At 36.1% G+C, this 19,245-nt stretch carries 12 protein-coding genes; 5 read left to right on the forward strand and 7 right to left on the reverse strand.

The window, feature by feature from the left end:
- On the forward strand, positions 1–4,222 hold a 4,222-nt coding region (locus tag Q0543_RS03170; RefSeq protein ID WP_299249002.1), incomplete at its 5' end, for a PKD-like domain-containing protein.
- Between the two features lie 83 nt (positions 4,223–4,305).
- On the opposite strand, the gene Q0543_RS03175 is transcribed toward Q0543_RS03170, so the two are convergent.
- The 4 genes from Q0543_RS03175 to Q0543_RS03190 form a co-directional block, all read right to left on the reverse strand.
- Entirely contained in the window at positions 4,306–5,148 is an 843-nt protein-coding gene (locus Q0543_RS03175) for a substrate-binding domain-containing protein (protein ID WP_299249005.1), read from the reverse strand.
- A gap of 139 nt (positions 5,149–5,287) precedes the next feature.
- Complete coding sequence (locus Q0543_RS03180; RefSeq protein WP_299249008.1) at positions 5,288–7,936, reverse strand: glucosidase; 2,649 nt, start codon at positions 7,934–7,936, stop codon at positions 5,288–5,290.
- Positions 7,937–8,012: 76 nt separating this feature from the next.
- On the reverse strand, positions 8,013–8,882 hold the full coding sequence (locus Q0543_RS03185) for an outer membrane beta-barrel protein (protein ID WP_299249011.1): 870 nt from the start codon (positions 8,880–8,882) through the stop codon (positions 8,013–8,015).
- 73 nt (positions 8,883–8,955) lie between these two features.
- Positions 8,956–9,465, reverse strand: coding sequence for an FKBP-type peptidyl-prolyl cis-trans isomerase (locus Q0543_RS03190; protein ID WP_299249014.1), 510 nt, complete (start codon positions 9,463–9,465; stop codon positions 8,956–8,958).
- 621 nt (positions 9,466–10,086) lie between these two features.
- Between Q0543_RS03190 and Q0543_RS03195 the strand changes: the two genes are divergently transcribed.
- Together Q0543_RS03195 and Q0543_RS03200 are read left to right on the forward strand one after the other, a co-directional pair.
- Positions 10,087–13,014, forward strand: coding sequence for an FAD-binding and (Fe-S)-binding domain-containing protein (locus Q0543_RS03195; RefSeq protein ID WP_299249017.1), 2,928 nt, complete (start codon positions 10,087–10,089; stop codon positions 13,012–13,014).
- A gap of 89 nt (positions 13,015–13,103) precedes the next feature.
- Positions 13,104–13,385: a hypothetical protein gene (locus Q0543_RS03200; RefSeq protein WP_299249020.1), complete on the forward strand. Its 282-nt coding sequence runs from the start codon at positions 13,104–13,106 to the stop codon at positions 13,383–13,385.
- 61 nt (positions 13,386–13,446) lie between these two features.
- On the opposite strand, the gene Q0543_RS03205 is transcribed toward Q0543_RS03200, so the two are convergent.
- Positions 13,447–13,665 (reverse strand): hypothetical protein, encoded by a 219-nt coding sequence (locus Q0543_RS03205; protein ID WP_299249023.1) that lies wholly within the window; start codon positions 13,663–13,665, stop codon positions 13,447–13,449.
- A complete protein-coding gene (locus Q0543_RS03210; protein WP_299249026.1) occupies positions 13,665–15,617 on the reverse strand; it encodes a KUP/HAK/KT family potassium transporter in 1,953 nt (650 codons plus the stop codon). Before Q0543_RS03210 ends, Q0543_RS03205 begins: the two co-directional genes overlap by 1 nt.
- 171 nt (positions 15,618–15,788) lie before the next feature.
- Between Q0543_RS03210 and Q0543_RS03215 the strand changes: the two genes are divergently transcribed.
- Positions 15,789–17,144, forward strand: coding sequence for an MBL fold metallo-hydrolase (locus tag Q0543_RS03215; RefSeq protein WP_299249029.1), 1,356 nt, complete (start codon positions 15,789–15,791; stop codon positions 17,142–17,144).
- Positions 17,145–17,383: 239 nt separating this feature from the next.
- Here Q0543_RS03215 and Q0543_RS03220 read toward each other — a convergent pair whose 3' ends face one another.
- Positions 17,384–17,629 carry a hypothetical protein gene (locus Q0543_RS03220; RefSeq protein ID WP_299249032.1) on the reverse strand — a complete coding sequence of 82 codons (246 nt, stop codon included), beginning with the start codon at positions 17,627–17,629 and terminating at the stop codon, positions 17,384–17,386.
- A gap of 136 nt (positions 17,630–17,765) precedes the next feature.
- Here Q0543_RS03220 and Q0543_RS03225 point away from each other — a divergent pair, with 136 nt between their 5' ends.
- Entirely contained in the window at positions 17,766–18,953 is a 1,188-nt protein-coding gene (locus Q0543_RS03225; RefSeq protein ID WP_299249035.1) for a chromate transporter, read from the forward strand.
- Positions 18,954–19,245: the final 292 nt, after the last annotated feature.

Here is a 19,245-nt window from a genome sequence, read left to right on the forward strand (position 1 = left end):
TGGTGCAGCCTTTAATTATGATGTAACAGTAGTGCCTACACCGACAATTTCATCTGCATCAACAGGTTCAGTTTGTTCAGGGATAGCACAGAGCTATTCTATTACAAGTGTCGTTCCATCCAGTTATGTATGGTCACGTGCAACAGTTACAGGTATCAGTAATGCAGTAGCAACAGCACAAACAGCAAATCCAATTATAGAAACGCTAACCAATACAACAAATGCAGCTGTAGTTGTTCGATATATTATCACGCCCACATCTACAGCAGGTTCTTGCCCTGGCACAGCCTTTAATTATGATGTAACAGTAGTCCCTACACCGACCATTTCATCTGCATCAACAGGAATCGTTTGTTCAGGTGCAGCACAGAGCTATTCTATTACAAGTGTCGTTCCATCCAGTTATGTATGGTCACGTGCAACAGTTACAGGTATCAGTAATGCAGTAGCAACAGCACAAACAGCAAATCCAATTATAGAAACGCTAACCAATACAACAAATGCAGCTGTAGTTGTTCGATATATTATTACCCCAACATCCACAGCAGGTTCTTGCCCTGGTGCAGCATTTAATTATGATGTGACGGTTAATCCAAAACCAACGATTAGTTCAGCAGCAGCAGGTTCGGTATGTTCAGGAGCAGCACAGAGCTATTCTATTACAAGTGTTGTTCCATCCAGTTATGCATGGTCACGTGCAGCCGTAACGGGAGTTAGTAATGCAACAGTTAGTGCACAAACAGCAAATCCAATTATAGAAACGCTAACCAATACAACAAATGCAGCTGTAGTTGTTCGATATATTATTACCCCAACATCCACAACGGGAACGTGTGCTGGTGCAGCCTTTAATTATGATGTAACAGTAGTGCCTACACCGACAATTTCATCTTTAGCAACAGGCTCAATTTGTTCAGGAGCAGCACAGAGTTATGCAATTACAAGTGTTGTTCCATCAAGTTATGCATGGACTCGAGCTGTAGTTGCTGGCATTAGCAATGCAATCGGATCAGGAGCAGCGAGCCCAATTACAGAGACGTTAACCAATACAACAGCCGCATCTGTAGTTGTTCGCTATATTATTACTCCCACATCAACAGCAGGTTCTTGCCCTGGCACACCATTTAATTATGATGTCACAGTGATTCCAAAACCTACGATTAACTCAGCAGCAACAGGAACAATCTGTACTGCAGTAGCACAGAATTATATCATTACAAGTGATAATCCATCGACATACACTTGGACACGTGCAGCGATATCCACAATAAATGGCAATGTTGCAGGTAGCGGAACATCCAGTCCGATTACTGAAGTATTGACAAGTACAGCAACTGGCCCAGTGGTTGTCCGTTATGTTATCATACCAACATCCACAACAGGAGGCTGTCCAGGTCCAGCATTTAATTACGATGTAACAGTTAGTGCTACAGCTGCCCCTACAGTAGTTATTGTTGCAACACCAAGTTTAACAATTTGTGATGGAGATAATATATCACTTAAAGCAAATCCAACAAGTGGAGGAACGATTCCAGCGTACAAATGGACATCTTCTGAACCAACTCATTCAGGTACATTATCAGCGACAGATACGTATGCGAGTACAGGTTTTAAAAATGGAGAAGTTATTACGGTAGAATTAACGAGTGATTTAGGTTGTGCCGTACCAAAGACTGCAACGACGACTGCAACAATCGTTGTAAATCCAATACCTGTACCTACAGTAAGTATTGTAGTAGACGATGCAGACAAGACGATTTGCCCGAACGGAACATTAATCTTTACTGCAACGCCAGTAGAAGGCGGTACGCCACCGGCATATGTTTGGAAACGTAAACCGCTTGTTGGTCCAGCAGTAACTGTTGGAACAAATTCAAATACGTATACAACTACTACAGCAGTTGATGGAGATATTTATACTGTTGAAATGTTAAGTAGCGAAAAATGTGCACCAACGATTCCATCTATTTCGAATCCGATTACTATTACAGTAATCCCAGTGCCCGTACTTAATGTAACTATCGTAGCAGACCAAACGACAATTTGCTCAGGCAATACTGTTAACTTTACAGCTACGCCAACAGGTTCTGGTTCTACACCAGCTCCAAAATATGAATGGTTTATAGGTGCAGCAGGTAGTGAAACAAGTCAAGGAGCTGCTACAACAACGAATCCGTTTAGTACAACTTCCTTAACAACAACAGCTGCTTTAAGTCCACAAGTATATAGTATCTATGTAAAAGCGTTGAGTGCAGCAGAATGTGCAAGTACAACGGCTTCTTTATCACCAGCGATCACAGTAACGGTGAATGCAGGTGTTGCAGGCGGTACGATAACGACAGCAAAATTAACAATATGTAACAATACAACTCCTGGTGCAATTACCGCAGGTACTACACCAGCAAGTGGAGGAACCACACCGGTATATACATGGCAAGAATCTATTGATGGTGGAGCATTTGTTACAGCAAATGGTACAGTAAATGGCACAGGATTTACCCCAAGTGGAGCAAAAACGGGTACGTCAGTTTCTTACAAAAGGATTGTTACATTTACAGATGTTCCATCACTATGTAATAAATCAGAAAGTAATATCATTAACATTACTGTTCTCCCAGCATTAGTTGCAGGGAAGATAGGAGATGATGAAGGTATCTGTATCAATACAGCACCCAAAGAAATGAAAGAAATCGCTTTAGGTGCAACTACAGGTGGTGCAGGTTCCGGCTATACATATCAGTGGCAGTATGATGCAGGTTTAGGATTCACAGATATTGCATTAGCTACAAATGCGACGTATACCTCACCAGCGATATCTGTAACGACTAAATTCCAAAGAGTAGATAAATCAGGAACGTGCGATGCTGTAACAACAAACATTGTTACCAAAACAATCAGTCCAAAAGAAATCATTACGTTAACACCCTTTACGGCTCCCGTTGATTTGTGTGTAAGCGCAACGCCAACAGTATTTACAGCAGTTGCGAGTTCAGATGTACCAACGAGTACATTGACTTATGCATGGACCTTAAATGGAGATCCAGTAGGCACCAATAGTGATACGTATTCATATACACCCGTAATAGGTAATGACAACGTAACCACAAAGGTGATTAAAGTTGTAGTGAGTACATCAAATTCATGTAATACAGGAGATAAAGAGTCGAGCTTCACGGTAAATTTAAAAACAGCAGTAGCACCTACTGTTACGATTAGTACACCGCGTAATCCACTTTGTGAAGAGTTCCCAACTACGTTTACAGCAGTAGCAAAAGATGCAGGCACTCCAACGTATCAATGGTGGTTGATACCGAGTAGTTCTGGAATACCAGGTCAAGTAGGAACAAACTCTCCATCGTATGTTTCACCGACCTTGTTAACTCAATTAGGGGATCAAGTGTATGTTGAGGTTACCTCGAGTTTGGGTTGCGCATTGGCACCGAATCCAGCACAATCAAATAAAATCACTATGGATGTTCGACCAAAGACAACTCCGAATGTTATAGAGCCGAATACAGAAATTTGTGCACCATTAGGGTTTACATTTTCAACAGTTGAGACTACAGGAAACAAGTATCAATGGTATAAAAATGGCACTGCTATTAATAATGCAACAAATGCAACATTTACGGCAAAAGAATCAGGGTTATATAGTGTTGAAGAAAAGAATGCTGCCTGTGGTTCTAGTTCTCTCGCAAAAGAGTTAAAAGTAATAGCAAAACCGATTGCCTATGCAGGCCCCGACCAAAGCTTACCAGAGGGAGTAATTAGTGCATTAAGTGGCAGTGGAGGTGGAACGTATGAATGGACACCAACAACGTATTTAAGTTTAGGAACAGTTAGTAACCCAACGTTTAAAGCGACACAAACCATTACGTATGAGTTGATTGTAAAAGATGGTATTTGTCCATCGGATCCGGATTATGTAACGATCTATGTAGTGAAACCAATTAAAGTACCGAACGTAATTACGGTGAACGGAGATGGTGTGAATGATGTTTGGAAGATAGAAAACATCGAAGGGTATCCGAATGTGATTATAGAAATCTACAACCGTTGGGGCAACTTGGTATGGAAGACAGCAGGTTATCCTAAGAATTGGGATGGTACGAATTACAGAAATTCAGAAGTGTTACCAGAGGGTACGTACTTCTACATCATCAACTTGCAAAGTCAAGTATATCCAGAGCCAAATACAGGTTGGGTACAGATAGTGAAGTAAGAAAATAAAAATAAATTAAATGAAAAGAGTTCCGCTATATTGTTAGCGGAACTCTTTTCATTTAATAGAATAAATTTATTTTTTTACTTGCAAACAGAGTCGTAAGTAGGGGTAACATTTAAAATGTTAGCAGCAACCAACACTTCACTGATGGTGTCAAAATGAGATTCCAATAAAGGTTGGGAATGTGCCCATTCTATTCGGCTATACCAATCTTCAGCATCTTCTTTTTTTAATTGGTAGATGTCAGCAATAGTTTCTGCAGGCTTTGGTAAGTGTTGAATAAATTGAATGGCTTTTTCTAAAGCACGGTACATGCCGTCAAAATTACCAATTCGACTACGCGCAGAATTGCTGATTGTAATAACTACTGATGGCCAGGGCGTGGGACATTCACCTATTCTTCTAAGTTCTCCAAGGTATACGTATGGAGCAGTCATATTCTTTTCCCAAAGAAAATAATCCGATTCGTTTTTTTGCAAAGAAATTCTTGCGCCGTCTAAATTTTGTATCAATTCCCAAGAAGCATCGTTTAAATCTAAGCCACGTTGCATACGGTCTACCAAAGCCATTAGATGAGATCCAGAACCCATTCTACTTACTGCGTACCGAATGGGTCCAGAAGTATTTGGGTTAGTATGTACAGATTGTGCACCTGTATGAATTCCCCAAATTAAGGGAGATGCCACATATACTCGATCGATAACAGAGGGATTCCCTTGTGCGATTGCTGCAATTGCACCTTCAGTTAATAGAGTGGCAACATCTATAATGTCACTTGTTAGGTCTTGACACATCGCTCCTGTACCACCTTTGTAATCTGTCCATTCAAGTTCAATATCTTCTTCCTTAAAATAGCCTTGTTCCATTGCAACATGCCATGGATAATTAAAATGTTCGGGAACGCCACCACATCTAATTTTCATTTCAATAGTATTTTGGGTATAAATAATGTGTAATGTAGTACTGTATATAATTTGAGTAGGGAGTGAGCGCCCTTTAGATCGGTAACACAATAACAAAGGTCAATATATGTTAAAGGTCTTAATATGCACTTTAATAATTTTATTGATCTTGATCGTAATAACCAAACTTGAATATCATATCGGCAATAAGACCTGTCCAGCCTGTTTGATGCGAGGCACCTATACCAGAGCCATCATCGCCATTAAAATATTCATAGAATAAAATCTCATCGTTAAAGGCTGGATTATTTTGCATTTTAGGAGCGTTGTTATAAATGGGTCTTTTACCATTTTCATCTTTTCGAAACAACTTCATCAATCGAATCCCGAGTTGTGCAGCTACGTCGCGGATAGTTAAGTATTTTCCACTGTGTGTAGGGTATTCAATTTTAAAATCATCTCCATAATATAAATGATATTTTAAAAGAGATTCGATGATCAAATAATTAACCGGAAACCAAATAGGTCCGCGCCAATTTGAGTTCCCTCCAAATAGCCCTGTTGAGGATGTTCCGGGTTCATATTCAATTTGAAAAACTTGATGTTCCAAGTGATATTTGTAGGGGTGATCTTTGTGTATTTTAGATAAGGCGCGAATACCATAATCGGATAAAAACTCCGTTTCATCCAACATACGCACAAGTAATTGTTTCATTCTAAAACCGCGGAGCAAGGATAGCAATCTTCTCTTTCCTACACCTGGTTCATCTAATCTAGAAACATTTTTTGTTAAATCTTCTCGTTCACGAATAAAATAATCAACCTGTTTTTTAAATACGGGTAAATTTTCATAACTCTCTGCAATAATGGTTTCAACCGCAAATAAAGGAATCAAACCAACCATTGAATTTATTTTTAATCGCTTTACTGAACCATTTGGTAAATGCAGTAAATCATAAAAGAATTTTTCATCTTCGTCCCATAATGAGTTGTCATCGTCGCCAATATTATTTAAGGCCGCGGCTATATAATAAAAATGTTCAAAGAATTTACACGCCATACTTTGGTAGTTAGGATTGTGTAAGGATAATTCCAACGAAATTTTTAGCATGTTTAGACAAAACATTGCCATCCAAGCAGTGCCATCCGCTTGTTCCATGAAACCTCCTGTTGGTAAGGGTTTGCTTCGATCAAAAATACCGATATTATCCAAACCCAAAAAGCCACCTTCAAAAATATTGCTTCCGTTTTTATCTTTTTGGTTTACCCACCACGTAAAATTTAAAAGAAGTTTATGATAGGATTGTTCCAGAAAATCAAAGTCGCCTTTATCATTTCGAATTTTTCTGTCTATATGAAAGATACGTAGGGTTGCCCAAGCATGTACTGGTGGATTTACGTCACTAAACGCCCATTCATACGCAGGTATCTGTCCGCTTGGGTGTAGATGTTTTTCATCAAGCAATAATTGAAGTTGATCTTTGGCAAATTCCGAATCAATACGTGCAATGGGTACACAATGGAATGCTAAATCCCAAGCAGCAAACCACGGATATTCCCATTTATCGGGCATGGAAATAATTTCTGAACAATGCATGTGTCGCCAAGAAACATTGCGCCCTTGTTTTTGGCGCGCATCAAAATCAATATTTGGCGGATTGATTTCATCGCCATCCAACCATTTTGAAACATCGAAATGATAAAATTGCTTCGACCACATCATGCCCGCATAGGCTTGGCGCTGAATATTTTTTAAATCTGGTTGTCGTATGTGTGATTGTAATTCATCATAAAAAATATCTGCATCTGTTATTCGTTGAGCAATCAATCCGTCAAAATTATCAAAGGGGTGATCCACTTTGTCTTTACTCAAACGCAATCGAATAACATAATTATTATTACCAGCGACTTCTATTCGATAGGCTCCTGAAGCTTTGGTACCAATATGTGCGTCGTTAACTGCAGCATGTTTTTTGTTAACGATATAATCATTGATGCCATCCTTAAAAAAATGATTGCCATTATCTTCTCCAAAAACACGTTTATAATTTGTTTCATTTTCACAAAATAGCAACTCGGGATGTTGGTCGAAGTATAAATTATACGTGCCATGATCATGATGTGAAAACCGTATTTCATTATTTGTAACTAAATAGGCGGAGGGTTTTTGAGCATGATTGTCCCATGACCACGTATTTCGAAACCAAGCAGTAGGTAGTACTACAAGTTCTTTATTTTCGTGGTATTTATTTAAAACATGGATGCGTATTAAAATATCTTCTTCGGCATTTTTTGCGTATTCAACAGATATATCAAAAAATTTATTGTTATCAAAAATGCCTGTATCAATTAAATCGTACTCTTCGTCGGTACGTGTTCTTTTTTTATTTTCAGCAACTAGATTATCATAAGGAAAAGCTTCTTGTGGATAGCGGTACATCATTTTCATGTACGAATGCGTAGGCGTGCTATCTTGATAGTAGTAATATTCTTTTACATCTTCGCCGTGATTGCCTTCATTTCCGGTTAAGCCGAAGAAACGCTCTTTAATAATTGGGTCTTTATAATTCCAAAAAGCCAATGCGAAACAGAGATGTTGTTGATCATCACATATTCCTGCAATGCCATCTTCACTCCATCGGTATGCCCTGCTTCTAGCCATATCATGTGGAAAGTATTCCCATGCAGAGCCATCTGAGCTATAGTCTTCTCTTACGGTTCCCCATTGACGGTCGCTCACGTAAGGCCCCCATTTTTTCCAGGGTTTAGCAGAATTTGATTGTGTAATGCGTTCTTGTTCAATATTCATAACAAATACGATTCAAGGTTAGTATTCAGATTTTAACGAAGATATCGTTAAAGTCTGAAGAAGGTTCGTAGAAAAATTATTTATTAATAGAATAAATTAAATAACGAACTGTTAAAGAAATTTGGTGCATTCTGAAATGGTCTAAATTTTTACCCGTGGCATTTTCAAAACTTGCTTTCCCATTTTGTGTATATACAGAATTTGTTAATGCATTGGCTGTATATGTTGCATCTGTCGTATAATAACTAGAAGATGTAAGCGGAATTGCATAGGTTAATTCGATATCCAAATTATGACGATATCCCGTTAAGATGGATGTTCCTATACCCAATAGAAAGTGCATTTGAAAAGGTTTATATCCATCAATTTTTACATTTTTGTATTCTCTATCTTGCTTATTGCTAGAAGCCAAGCCCGAAGAGTTGTAATAAGAAGTGATGGAATCCTCTTCAGAATACATGCGCATATTGGTATTATAGGCAAAACGTAATCCTGCTGTTGCAAAATAATTTTTATCTGGTATGATATAATACTTTGCTACTATTGGCAAGATGAGTTGCGTACTTTTAAATGTAGTATTTGATAATATTTTGTGCGTAATATAGTCGGTTGAATTCAATGCTTGGTTGCTTATATATATATTGTTATAAGTTGAACGAAACAGATTAAAACCGGGTGACGCAAGCAGACATATTTGATGTGTTAACCGGTATTGAATAACACCTTGAAATCCGATTTGGGCAGATGCGCGTACTTTATAATCATTGCGCACAATTGTAGCGTCTTGGTTCTGAATAGCTCTTCCACCTTGTTTTAGTTGTGAAGAACGTAAATAACCGATACCAAACGTGGAGCCAAGTCCAAAACTGAATTGGGCATGAGCCATGATTACTGTGCTGCACGAAATAAAAAGCAACAGCACATATTTTTTTATGCAATTTTCCATAGATGTATGTATGCTATACGGCAAATAGCCTAAAAAAGTTAGAGCCTGTATGAAATACAGGCTCTAAAGTAAATTAATGTTGGTGACCACCTTCGCCGTGTACGTGACCATGGCTGATTTCTTCAGCAGTTGCTTCACGAACATCAACGATTGTACCTTTGAAAAATAAATCTTTTCCAGCTAAAGGATGGTTAAAATCCATAATTACTACATCGTCTCTTAATTCCATGATTGTTCCTTGCAAGAAATTATCTTCGTTGTCTCTCATAGGTAAAACACTACCTACTTTAAGCATATCGTCTTGTAACTTACCATCAATAGCAAACGCTTCTTTAGGAATATCTACCAAAGCATTTGGATCATTTGGACCGTATGCATTATCCGATGCGATAGAAAATTTGAAGGTATCGCCTTCTTTTAAACCAAATAAATTTTGTTCAAATTCTGGCAATAATCCACCAACCCCAAATAGGAAAGTAGCTGGTTGATCTGTTTCAACTTTTTCAATAATTACTTCTTTGTTATTGTCTTCGCTTAGTTCGTATGTTAGGCGAACGACCTTGTTTTCAGAGATTGTTAACATAAACTTTGATTCTATAATTTTTTGATGATTAGACATTTATAGTATCTCTACCCCGTCTTTATTTTAGTAGTACAAAGATACAGCCTTTTTTTAGAATGAATGCTAAATATTGAAATAGTTTGAGTCATTTGAGCCTACGGAAAAGCATTTAATAGTTGATATAAATCAATTTTTAGGTAGAGTCAGATTCGTCAATAGCCGTAATAGTGATAATTAAACTGATTTTAAAATTAATTATTTATAAATCAGTTCGTTAAAAAAGTGAATATGTATGATTTTATTATGAATATGTCTATAAAATATAATCCCTTGAACTTTTTATAAATGATTTAGCTTAGACGTACACGAAAAACACTTTTTGCTTAAAAATACATTTAAAATAAGCGATATTTACATTCTTAATTCAATGTCGGTAGGATGTGGTAAACAAAAATTTTACTATTACTCTAAACCCATAGTTAAAGCCAAACGGCTTTGAAAGCTATCCTTAGGTTTAAACGAATAATAATTGAATTTCCCTATAAGGCTACAATCTACTTATGTGTCAATATATATAGGTTATTACTGAACGTTTAAAACGACATTGATTCTCAATTAACAGAATAATTTCTCTCGAATAATATGCTTGCTCATTTAGAAGAATTAAAAAAGAATATTGAAGGTGATTTGTATTTTGATCTCACAATGAGAACACTTTACGCAACAGATGCTTCTGTATATAGAGAACTTCCGCTTGCTGTTGCTAGGCCAAAACACAAACAAGATGTTCAAAAGATAATTGCATTTGCAAACAAATATAAAATCGGAATTATCCCGCGTACAGCAGGTACATCCCTTGCTGGGCAAGTTGTTGGTAAAGGAATTATTGTAGATGTATCTAAATACTTCACTGAAATATATGAAATCAATACCAAAGAAAAATGGGTGCGTTTGCAGCCAGGTATTGTATTGGATGAATTGAATAAAAAATTAGAGCCATTGAATTTATTTTTTGGACCTGAGACTTCAACATCAAATCGATGCATGGTTGGCGGTATGGTAGGGAATAATTCTTGTGGATCGCACTCCGTTATTTATGGTACTACAAGAGATCACTTGTTGGAAATAAATGGGTTTTTAAGTGACGGAAGCGAAGTGACATTTAAATCACTAAATCTAGAAGAATACAATGCTAAATTATCGTTGGATAATTTAGAAGGGAATATATATCGTTTTATTAATGAAACGTTAACGAATAAAGAGAATCAAACAGAGATTCGTGCAGAGTTTCCGAAACCTACCATAAACAGACGTAATACTGGATTTGCAATTGATGTGTTGCTTGAAAGTGCACCATTTACCGAAGGCAAAGAAGCATTTAACATGTGTAAATTGATTGCGGGATCTGAAGGGACATTGGTTTTCATAAATGATATTAAATTAAATTTAATTCCTTTACCTCCAAGTATAAAAGGCGTTGTAGCTGTTCATTTAAATACCATTGCAGAAGCGACACGTGCCAATTTAATTGCCTTAAGTCACAATCCAGGTGCTGTAGAATTACTAGATGATATTGTATTACAATGCACAAAAAGTAGTATTGAACAATCTAAAAACAGAGCCTTTGTTCAAGGAGATCCTGGGGCATTGTTGATTGTGGAGTGGGCGCGAGAAACGAAAGAAGAGATTGAAGAGCTTGCTAAAAAAATGGAAAAAGAATTGCGTGCAGCTGGGTACGGATACTATTTTCCATTATTGTGGGGATCGGATATAAATAAAATTTGGTCTTTGCGTAAAGCAGGCCTTGGATTGTTAGGTAACATTCCAGGTGATATGAAGGGTGTTCCATGCATTGAAGATACTACAGTTGATGTAAACGATCAACCTGCGTTCATTGATGACTTTCAAAAAATACTAGACAAGCACAATACGAAATGTGTGTTTTATGCACATATAGGCGATGGAGAATTGCACTTACGACCTGTATTGAATTTGAAAGAAGAGAAGGATCGTCAGTTGATGTTTACTATTACAGATGAGGTTGCGGATCTCGTGAAAAAATATGGTGGTTCTTTAAGTGGTGAGCATGGCGACGGACGGGTACGCGCTCCTTTCATTAAGAAAATGATTGGAGAAAAGAATTACAAAATGATTTGTAATCTGAAGAAAGTTTGGGATCCCAATGATATTCTAAATCCAAATAAAATTGTAAATGCTCCGCCTATGTTGGAGTCTATGCGTTATGCTTCTGGTCAACATACTCCAGAAATTAAAACGACATTTAATTTTGATAAGTCATTAGGCATTTTGCGTATGGCTGAACAATGCAATGGAGCAGGTGATTGTAGGAAATCATCCATCATTGGTGGTACCATGTGTCCAAGTTATCAAGCAACCCGAAATGAAAAGGATACCACGCGCGCACGTGCCAATATACTACGTGAGTTCTTAACTACTTCAGGTAAAACAAATAAATTTGATCATAAAGAAATTTATGAAGTAATGGATTTGTGTTTGTCTTGTAAAGGTTGCAAAAGCGAATGTCCATCAAACGTAGATGTTACAAAACTAAAAGCAGAATTCTTACAGCAATATTATGATGCCAACGGAGTTCCCTTCCGTGCAAGGCTTATAGCAAATTTTGCTAAAGCAAATGCTTTGAATAAAAATTGGCCTTGGTTAGCAAACTTCGTAATGGGTAATTTTGTTACTGGAAGTATTTTAAAAGGAATTTTGGGAATGACGCAGAAACGTCCTTTACCAAAGATGTCTATGCAAACCTTGCGTACGTGGTCACGTAAACATGCCGACCAATTGAAACCTGCAAAGGGACATTATATTGGTAAAGTGTATTTATTCTGTGATGAATATACGGATTACAATGAATCGCATATTGGTGTAAAGGCGATACAATTATTAACGCGATTGGGATATGAAGTTGTTGTGCCACAACATTTAGAAAGTGCACGAACGTATTTATCTAAAGGGTTAGTTCGCGATGCACAAAAGATTATCCGTAAAAATATTGCTATGTTGAAAGACATTGTAACTTCTGAATCTCCATTAATTGGTATTGAACCTTCTGCCATTTTAAGTTTTAGAGATGAATACCCCAACTTGGTACCGGCGGAAGAATTGGATGCTGCAAATCACTTAGCTAAAAATTCGTTTATGATAGACGAGTTTATAGCTAATCAATTTGATGCAGGGAAAATCAGTAAAGATTTATTTACACGTGCGAATCGTAAAGTAAAACTTCATGGGCATTGTCATCAAAAAGCATTGTCTTCTGTTAATTTCTCTCAAAAAATATTATCTATACCGACAAATTATAAAGTTGAAGTAATTCCTTCAGGCTGCTGTGGTATGGCAGGCTCTTTTGGATATGAGAAAGAACATTATGATTTATCCATGCAAGTAGGGGAGTTAGTATTATTTCCTGCTGTGCGTAAAGCAGAAGTTGAAACGTTAATTGCCGCACCTGGTACTAGCTGTCGCCATCAAATTAAAGATGGTACAGGTAGAGAAGCGAAGCATACAGTTGAAATATTATTTGATGCATTGGCGTAAAAAAGTAAATACTCCTAAAGTTTTGATTTATTCATAATTTAAGTAGATTATAAAAAAGTATATCTTTTAACATGAACCCACTAACACATATGAAAAAATTAGCAATTATGGCATTATTAGTTCTTCCTCTGGTCTTTTCTTGTGCCAAAGAAGAAGAAGTATCTGATCGCTTAGAAAATAAATTGGAAGGCAATGCTGGTGCGATGCAAGACGATTATGGCCTTAATGACAAAGAATTGGAGCAAATTACAGCGATTAAAAACGAATTGATTGGTGAAATAAAAAGAGGCGATTCTATAACGCACAGCAGCTTGAGAAACGAAATTGATTCACTGAAATCAGAGATACATAAATTAAAAGGTAAAAAATAATTCGATTGCTAAGGCATAAAAAAAGGATCTTGTAACAACAAGATCCTTTTTTTATATATATCTATTTTTCTTTTTTCTTTTCTCTTGCTTCAATCAAGGAATCAATATTTTTCAAACCCAACTCTTTATTGTAATGAATTTTATATTTGTTTACATATGTAGAGTCTTTTTTACGATCCCAGGGTGCTGTTGTTCGAGACATAAAGTCAACCATAAATCCAATGATTATTACTAAGAATGCAACGAAAGAAATTCCTAATATGGTTTTATTACTTGCCATTAATACATCCGTTTTAATTGGAATGCTTCCAATGGGCTAATCACCATCGGTACTTTTTCAACGGTGATAGAACTTGTGTCAAGACCAAATGCACTGGATTCAGAAAGAGATACTTGTTTCAATAAGAAATACCAATCCATAGTAAATTGCTCAAGTGCGCTGAGATCATTATCATTACTTAAATGTTTTTCCAATACAACAAATCTGAAATCACCAATAACATTACGTTTGTTTAAGGAAGTATATCTAGAGGTGAAATCTACTTCTCCGCCGTTGACTAAATCTTCTACTACTTTGCGAAAGAAAAGATTGATGCGATGCTCGACTCTAAATCCTAACTTAAAATCAATACGAATCACATCATCATCCAACATGGTACGTACTTTATATTCTAATGTATATGGTTCATCCACTACATCAATATGTATAAACCAATAAATATCGGCACGCTTGGGTTGCTTTTGGAAAATAGAATACATGATTTTAGATTCTATTTTTCTATGATTTTCAGCACCTGTTAGATACACCAAATGTGTAGAATATTTTTGTATGGAAGTGTCTTGGCTTAATTCTTTTAACATAGGAAGGTAGTCTTCCATGTTGACGTATTCAGTAAGCCTACGTTTAATGCGATATGCTGTATACCAAATAGTCATGATGAACATCAACATGCCACCAGCAATGAGTGTAAAGTAGCCTCCGTGCATGAATTTTTCTAAATTGGCAACTAAGAAAGAAAATTCTATGACCAAATAAATACTAAAGAAAATACCGACCCATATAATTGAAATTCTTTTTATTACAAGTAGGTAATACGATAATAATAAAGAAGTCATCATCATGGTAATACTAATAGCTAAACCATACGCTGCCTCCATATTCGAAGATTCTTTAAAAACCAAAACCACGAATATACAACCCAACATCATCATGATGTTTGTGCTAGGGATAAACAATTGGCCTTTTTTAATGGTAGGGTATTTAATAAGTACTTTTGGCCAAAGATTTAGTCTTAAGGCCTCACTGATTAAGGTATAAGAACCACTGATTAATGCCTGAGAGGCGATGATTGCAGCCATAGTAGCTATTACAATTCCATAAGGTAAAAATGCATCTGGCATCATACCAAAAAACGGATTTCCAGTTATTTGATAACCGCTGTGTTTTAATATCCATGCACCTTGACCGAAATAATTTAAAATAAGCGCAAGTTTAACAAAAATCCAACTGATTCGAATGTTGGGTCTTCCACAATGTCCCAAGTCTGAATAAAGGGCTTCTGCACCTGTTGTACATAAAAACACCGCGCCTAATAACCAAAACCCTTCTGGGTATTCTGTTAATAAATGATATGCCCACATTGGATTAATTGCCTGCAATACGCTTAGGTTATCAACTAATTGGTTTAAGCCAAGTGCAGCAAGCATAAAAAACCAAACGAACATAATTGGACCAAATAATTTTCCAACGATGTTGGTACCAAAACGTTGTACTAGAAATAATGCTAAAATTATGACGATTACAATTGGAATAGTATTTAAACTTGGATCATAAATTTTTAATCCCTCAATGGCTGATGAAACAGATATGGGAGGAGTTATGATGCCATCTGCCAATAGAGCTGCACCTCCGATCATTGCTGGCCATACAAGATTTGGATTTCTTCTACGAATTAATGCAAATAATGAAAAAATACCTCCTTCGCCATTGTTGTCAGCGCGTAAGGTTATCACAACATACTTTATTGTTGTTTGTAATGTTAAGGTCCAGAAGACACACGATAAACCACCTAGTATCAATACTTCTGAAATGGGCCTATCACCAGCTATAGCCTTCATTACATACAATGGAGATGTTCCAATATCGCCGTAAATAATACCCAATGAAATTAATAAGCCTGCAGCAGTTAATTTTGAATGCGTGTTGCTTTTAGAATCTGAAATGCTTGACATGTAATTATATAATTCAAATAATAGCTCAAATTACTAATTCATTTCGGTACCGCAAACCTTTATGTAATACTTATCATTATTAGTTTTATATATTAAGAACAATTCTAAGTACCTTGTGATAATCTTTGGTGAAAAAATACTGAATTTGAATATTTAATTAAAAGAAAATAGATGAAACTCACATTTTGGGGTGCGGCAAGAAAAGTTACGGGAAGCATGTATGTGTTAGAATCGTTGGGATATAATATTTTAATCGATTGCGGATCAGATTTTTCAGATCGACATAAAGTGTATGATGCGGATTTATTCCCCTTTGAAACTTCTGAAATTGATTTAGTTATTTTAACGCATGCACACGTAGATCATTCGGGAAATATCCCTGCCTTGATTCGGAGTGGGTACCGCGGACAAATTCTTTCAACTGCACCAACATCCGAACTCTCTGAATTATTATTTGCAGACGGAGCGCATATTAAGCGCACAGAGAAAAAAATTGCAAATTCAGCACCCAAAGATTATTCCTATAAACCAGTAGACAGGTTTATTCCCATTGCGTTTAATACAGACTTTGAAATAAATGAATGGATTACAGTACGCTTGATTCCTGTAGGACATTTACTTGGGGCTGCAAGTGTTTTTATTACTGTAAAGGAAGGCGGAGAGAAAAAAACCATTTTATTTTCTGGAGATATCGGTAGAGATGCGTATCCATTATTACCAAATCCAATTGTACCTCCACAAGCAGATTATGTCTTGTGTGAAACAACCTATGGAAACAGAGAACATAAAGAAAAGGAAAGTGCCGAAGAGATTGTTAAAAAAATTGTTACAGAAGCCTGTGTTAAAAAGCCAGGCAGATTAATTATTCCAGCTTTTAGTCTAGGCAGAACGCAATCATTGTTGTATACGCTTAATAAGCTTTCTCTTAAAAAGGAATTGCCTCCAATTAAAGTATTTACGGATTCGGCCTTAGCTGCAGAAGGTACTCGAGTGTATGCTAAATATCCTGCACTTATGAATGAAGAGGCGCAGACCATTAAAGAGCAGGATGAATCTTTATTTGATTTCGAAAATTTAGACCATGTAAAAACCTTTAAGGAAAGTAAGAACATCTCAAATTATTTACAGCCTTGTATTATTCTATCTTCTTCAGGCATGATCACTGGCGGTAGAATTCAACATCATATTCGTCAAAATTTGCAGAACCCCTTGTGTACTATATTACTTGTAGGCTATGCAGTTGAAGGTACAATAGGACATGATTTATTAATAGGGAAGAAAAATATTCAATTTAAAAAGCATACCATACCAGTCGCTGCTAGTGTTATTTATACAGATATTTTTAGTGGGCATACAGACAGGCATGGCTTGTTGAAATATATGAACCATCAAGATAAACGTAAACTCAAAAAAGTATTTTTAGTGCATGGGGAATATCAAAGTATGCAGGACTTTTCGGAAACCTTGAAACAAGATGGCTTTTCAAATATTGAATTGCCTGATTATGGACAGAGTTACGAGTTATAAATTGAAAAGCATTAACACAATATCTTGTCTTAGACCATCTTCGTTTTAAACGAAGGTGGTCTTTCTTTTTTAATATTAATGTTCCTGTTGCAAATAGGATTAAATGGAGTTACAGAGAGTAACACATTTTTATTAATGGAGATATTTTAGTCGTAAAAAAGTATTGTTATGGAATGCTATTCAATTTATATAAGTAAAAACACTTAGAAAATAGCATTCATAAATAAACATGATAACAATCAATACATCCTATTTAGAGCATCATTTAGTGATCCGTTCATACTTTTGAAACGCTCTTTTACCTCTTCAACAAAAATAGGATCTTCTACTATTTTTTTTACTTCATCGTCTCCTGTTACATCCATTTCGCTTATTTTATAGGTCTGTTCAAACATTCCTTTTTCGATTTTTAACAGGTACTTACCGTTCCATGAAAAAACGGTTATTTTAAAATCAAGATTTGGGTATTCGGCTACGATTCGCATGATTGAAATTATTTAATATCAATTTACATAATTTTACGTACTATTGAATTATGAAACCGTTTAATTGCTGTTTATTCATGGAAAAACAGTATTTTAGATGCTACTTATCTAACCATAAACCTATAGAACTAGATCGATGAAGCATATTCGTCATCTTATTTTTCTGAAAGATGTGCTCATCTTGTCACTCACTTCATTTGGTGGGGCACAAGCACATTTGGCAATGTTCTATAAAATTTTAGTACAGAAACGTGCCTATCTAACGGAAGCAGAATTATTAGAATTAAATTCATTCTGTCAAATTTTACCTGGGCCTGCATCTACTCAAACAGTTACTGCTGTTGCATATAAAATGGGTGGAACCCGTTTAGCCTTACTTACTTTATTAATATGGCTGTTGCCTGCAACAATTGTAATGACTGCTGCAGCTATTGCGGTATCGTATTTACAAACAGAAAATATAAGTTTAGATATTATTAAGTACTTAGGTCCAATTGCAATCGGATTCGTATTTTATGCTGCTTATAAAACCTTATTAATAATTCAGCGCACCAAAACATCTTTTATCATTCTTATTTTAACGGCAATACTGTGTTTCTTTTTAACTCAGCCGTGGATATTTCCAATCATACTTTTGATTGCAGGCTTTGTTACTTCTTTTAGATTTGGCAAACATCCCAAAGTGGAGAAAACTCCTTTTAAAGTAAAGTGGTTAAATTTATTTATATATGGAGGTATTTTTGTGGCCGCAGCTGTTATTGGTAAGATAACTAATGTATTACCCATCCGTCTCTTTGAAAATTTCTTTCGAAATGGAAGTTTAATTTTTGGTGGTGGGCAAGCATTGATAGGTTATTTCTTTAATGAATTTGTAGAATTTAAAAAATATTTGACAGCATCTGAATTTTTAACAGGCTATGCAGTATTGCAATCCTTGCCTGGTCCGGTGTTTAGTTTTGCATCGTATATTGGTGCGCTATCCATGCGTGCGTATGGCTTTTGGGGAGAGATAGCAGGTGGTTTCATCGGTTCTATCGGAGTGTTTTTACCAGGAACCATTTTAATATTTTTCATTGCACCCATTTGGAAAAACATCAAAGAATATAGAGTTGTGAAAGCATCGTTTGAAGGCATCAATGCAGGCAATGCAGGAATTATTTTTGCTACTGCGTTTATTTTAGCTTGGCCTTTGCAACACGGAGAAATTTATCAAGTTGCGCTGAATGATGTTATCATTGCAGCAACGATGGGCATTTTAATTTTTACGCGCATACCACATCCCTTTATTATTATTGCAGGTTTGTTGGCCGGGTGGTTGATTTGAAAAGTTGAAAAAAGTTTTGGCTCGATTTTAAATCTATTTTTTTCAATCAACAAAAAAGTATTGTTTATTGGAACGTGGATACAAATTTTTAATTCCTAGTTTAGGAAGGGTATATTCCTAGAGTATTTTTAATAGAATATATTTATTTGGTTTAAAAAGAATATTATTCTTCCTCATTTTCCCAATTTCTCTTACCGCGTATTTTAAAGCCCCCATTCTCTGAGGGAAGACCTTTGCGTGCATTTAGAGACAAACGCTTTACAAGCATTGTTAAAAGCGCTAAAACGACAAC

This window comes from uncultured Cytophaga sp., assembly GCF_937863595.1.
Taxonomy (GTDB): Bacteria; Bacteroidota; Bacteroidia; order Cytophagales; family Cytophagaceae; genus Cytophaga.

Excerpts from the sequence above, each read along its gene's own strand:
- Q0543_RS03225 (WP_299249035.1), top strand. The coding sequence starts at position 17,766 with ATGAAGCATATTCGTCATCTTATTTTTCTGAAAGATGTGCTCATCTTG.
- Q0543_RS03205 (WP_299249023.1), bottom strand. The coding sequence starts at position 13,665 with ATGGCAAGTAATAAAACCATATTAGGAATTTCTTTCGTTGCATTCTTA.
- Q0543_RS03180 (WP_299249008.1), bottom strand. The coding sequence starts at position 7,936 with ATGAATATTGAACAAGAACGCATTACACAATCAAATTCTGCTAAACCC.
- Q0543_RS03210 (WP_299249026.1), bottom strand. The coding sequence starts at position 15,617 with ATGTCAAGCATTTCAGATTCTAAAAGCAACACGCATTCAAAATTAACT.
- Q0543_RS03215 (WP_299249029.1), top strand. The coding sequence starts at position 15,789 with ATGAAACTCACATTTTGGGGTGCGGCAAGAAAAGTTACGGGAAGCATG.
- Q0543_RS03190 (WP_299249014.1), bottom strand. The coding sequence starts at position 9,465 with ATGTTAACAATCTCTGAAAACAAGGTCGTTCGCCTAACATACGAACTA.
- Q0543_RS03195 (WP_299249017.1), top strand. The coding sequence starts at position 10,087 with ATGCTTGCTCATTTAGAAGAATTAAAAAAGAATATTGAAGGTGATTTG.
- Q0543_RS03185 (WP_299249011.1), bottom strand. The coding sequence starts at position 8,882 with ATGGAAAATTGCATAAAAAAATATGTGCTGTTGCTTTTTATTTCGTGC.
- Q0543_RS03200 (WP_299249020.1), top strand. The coding sequence starts at position 13,104 with ATGAAAAAATTAGCAATTATGGCATTATTAGTTCTTCCTCTGGTCTTT.
- Q0543_RS03175 (WP_299249005.1), bottom strand. The coding sequence starts at position 5,148 with ATGAAAATTAGATGTGGTGGCGTTCCCGAACATTTTAATTATCCATGG.
- Q0543_RS03220 (WP_299249032.1), bottom strand. The coding sequence starts at position 17,629 with ATGCGAATCGTAGCCGAATACCCAAATCTTGATTTTAAAATAACCGTT.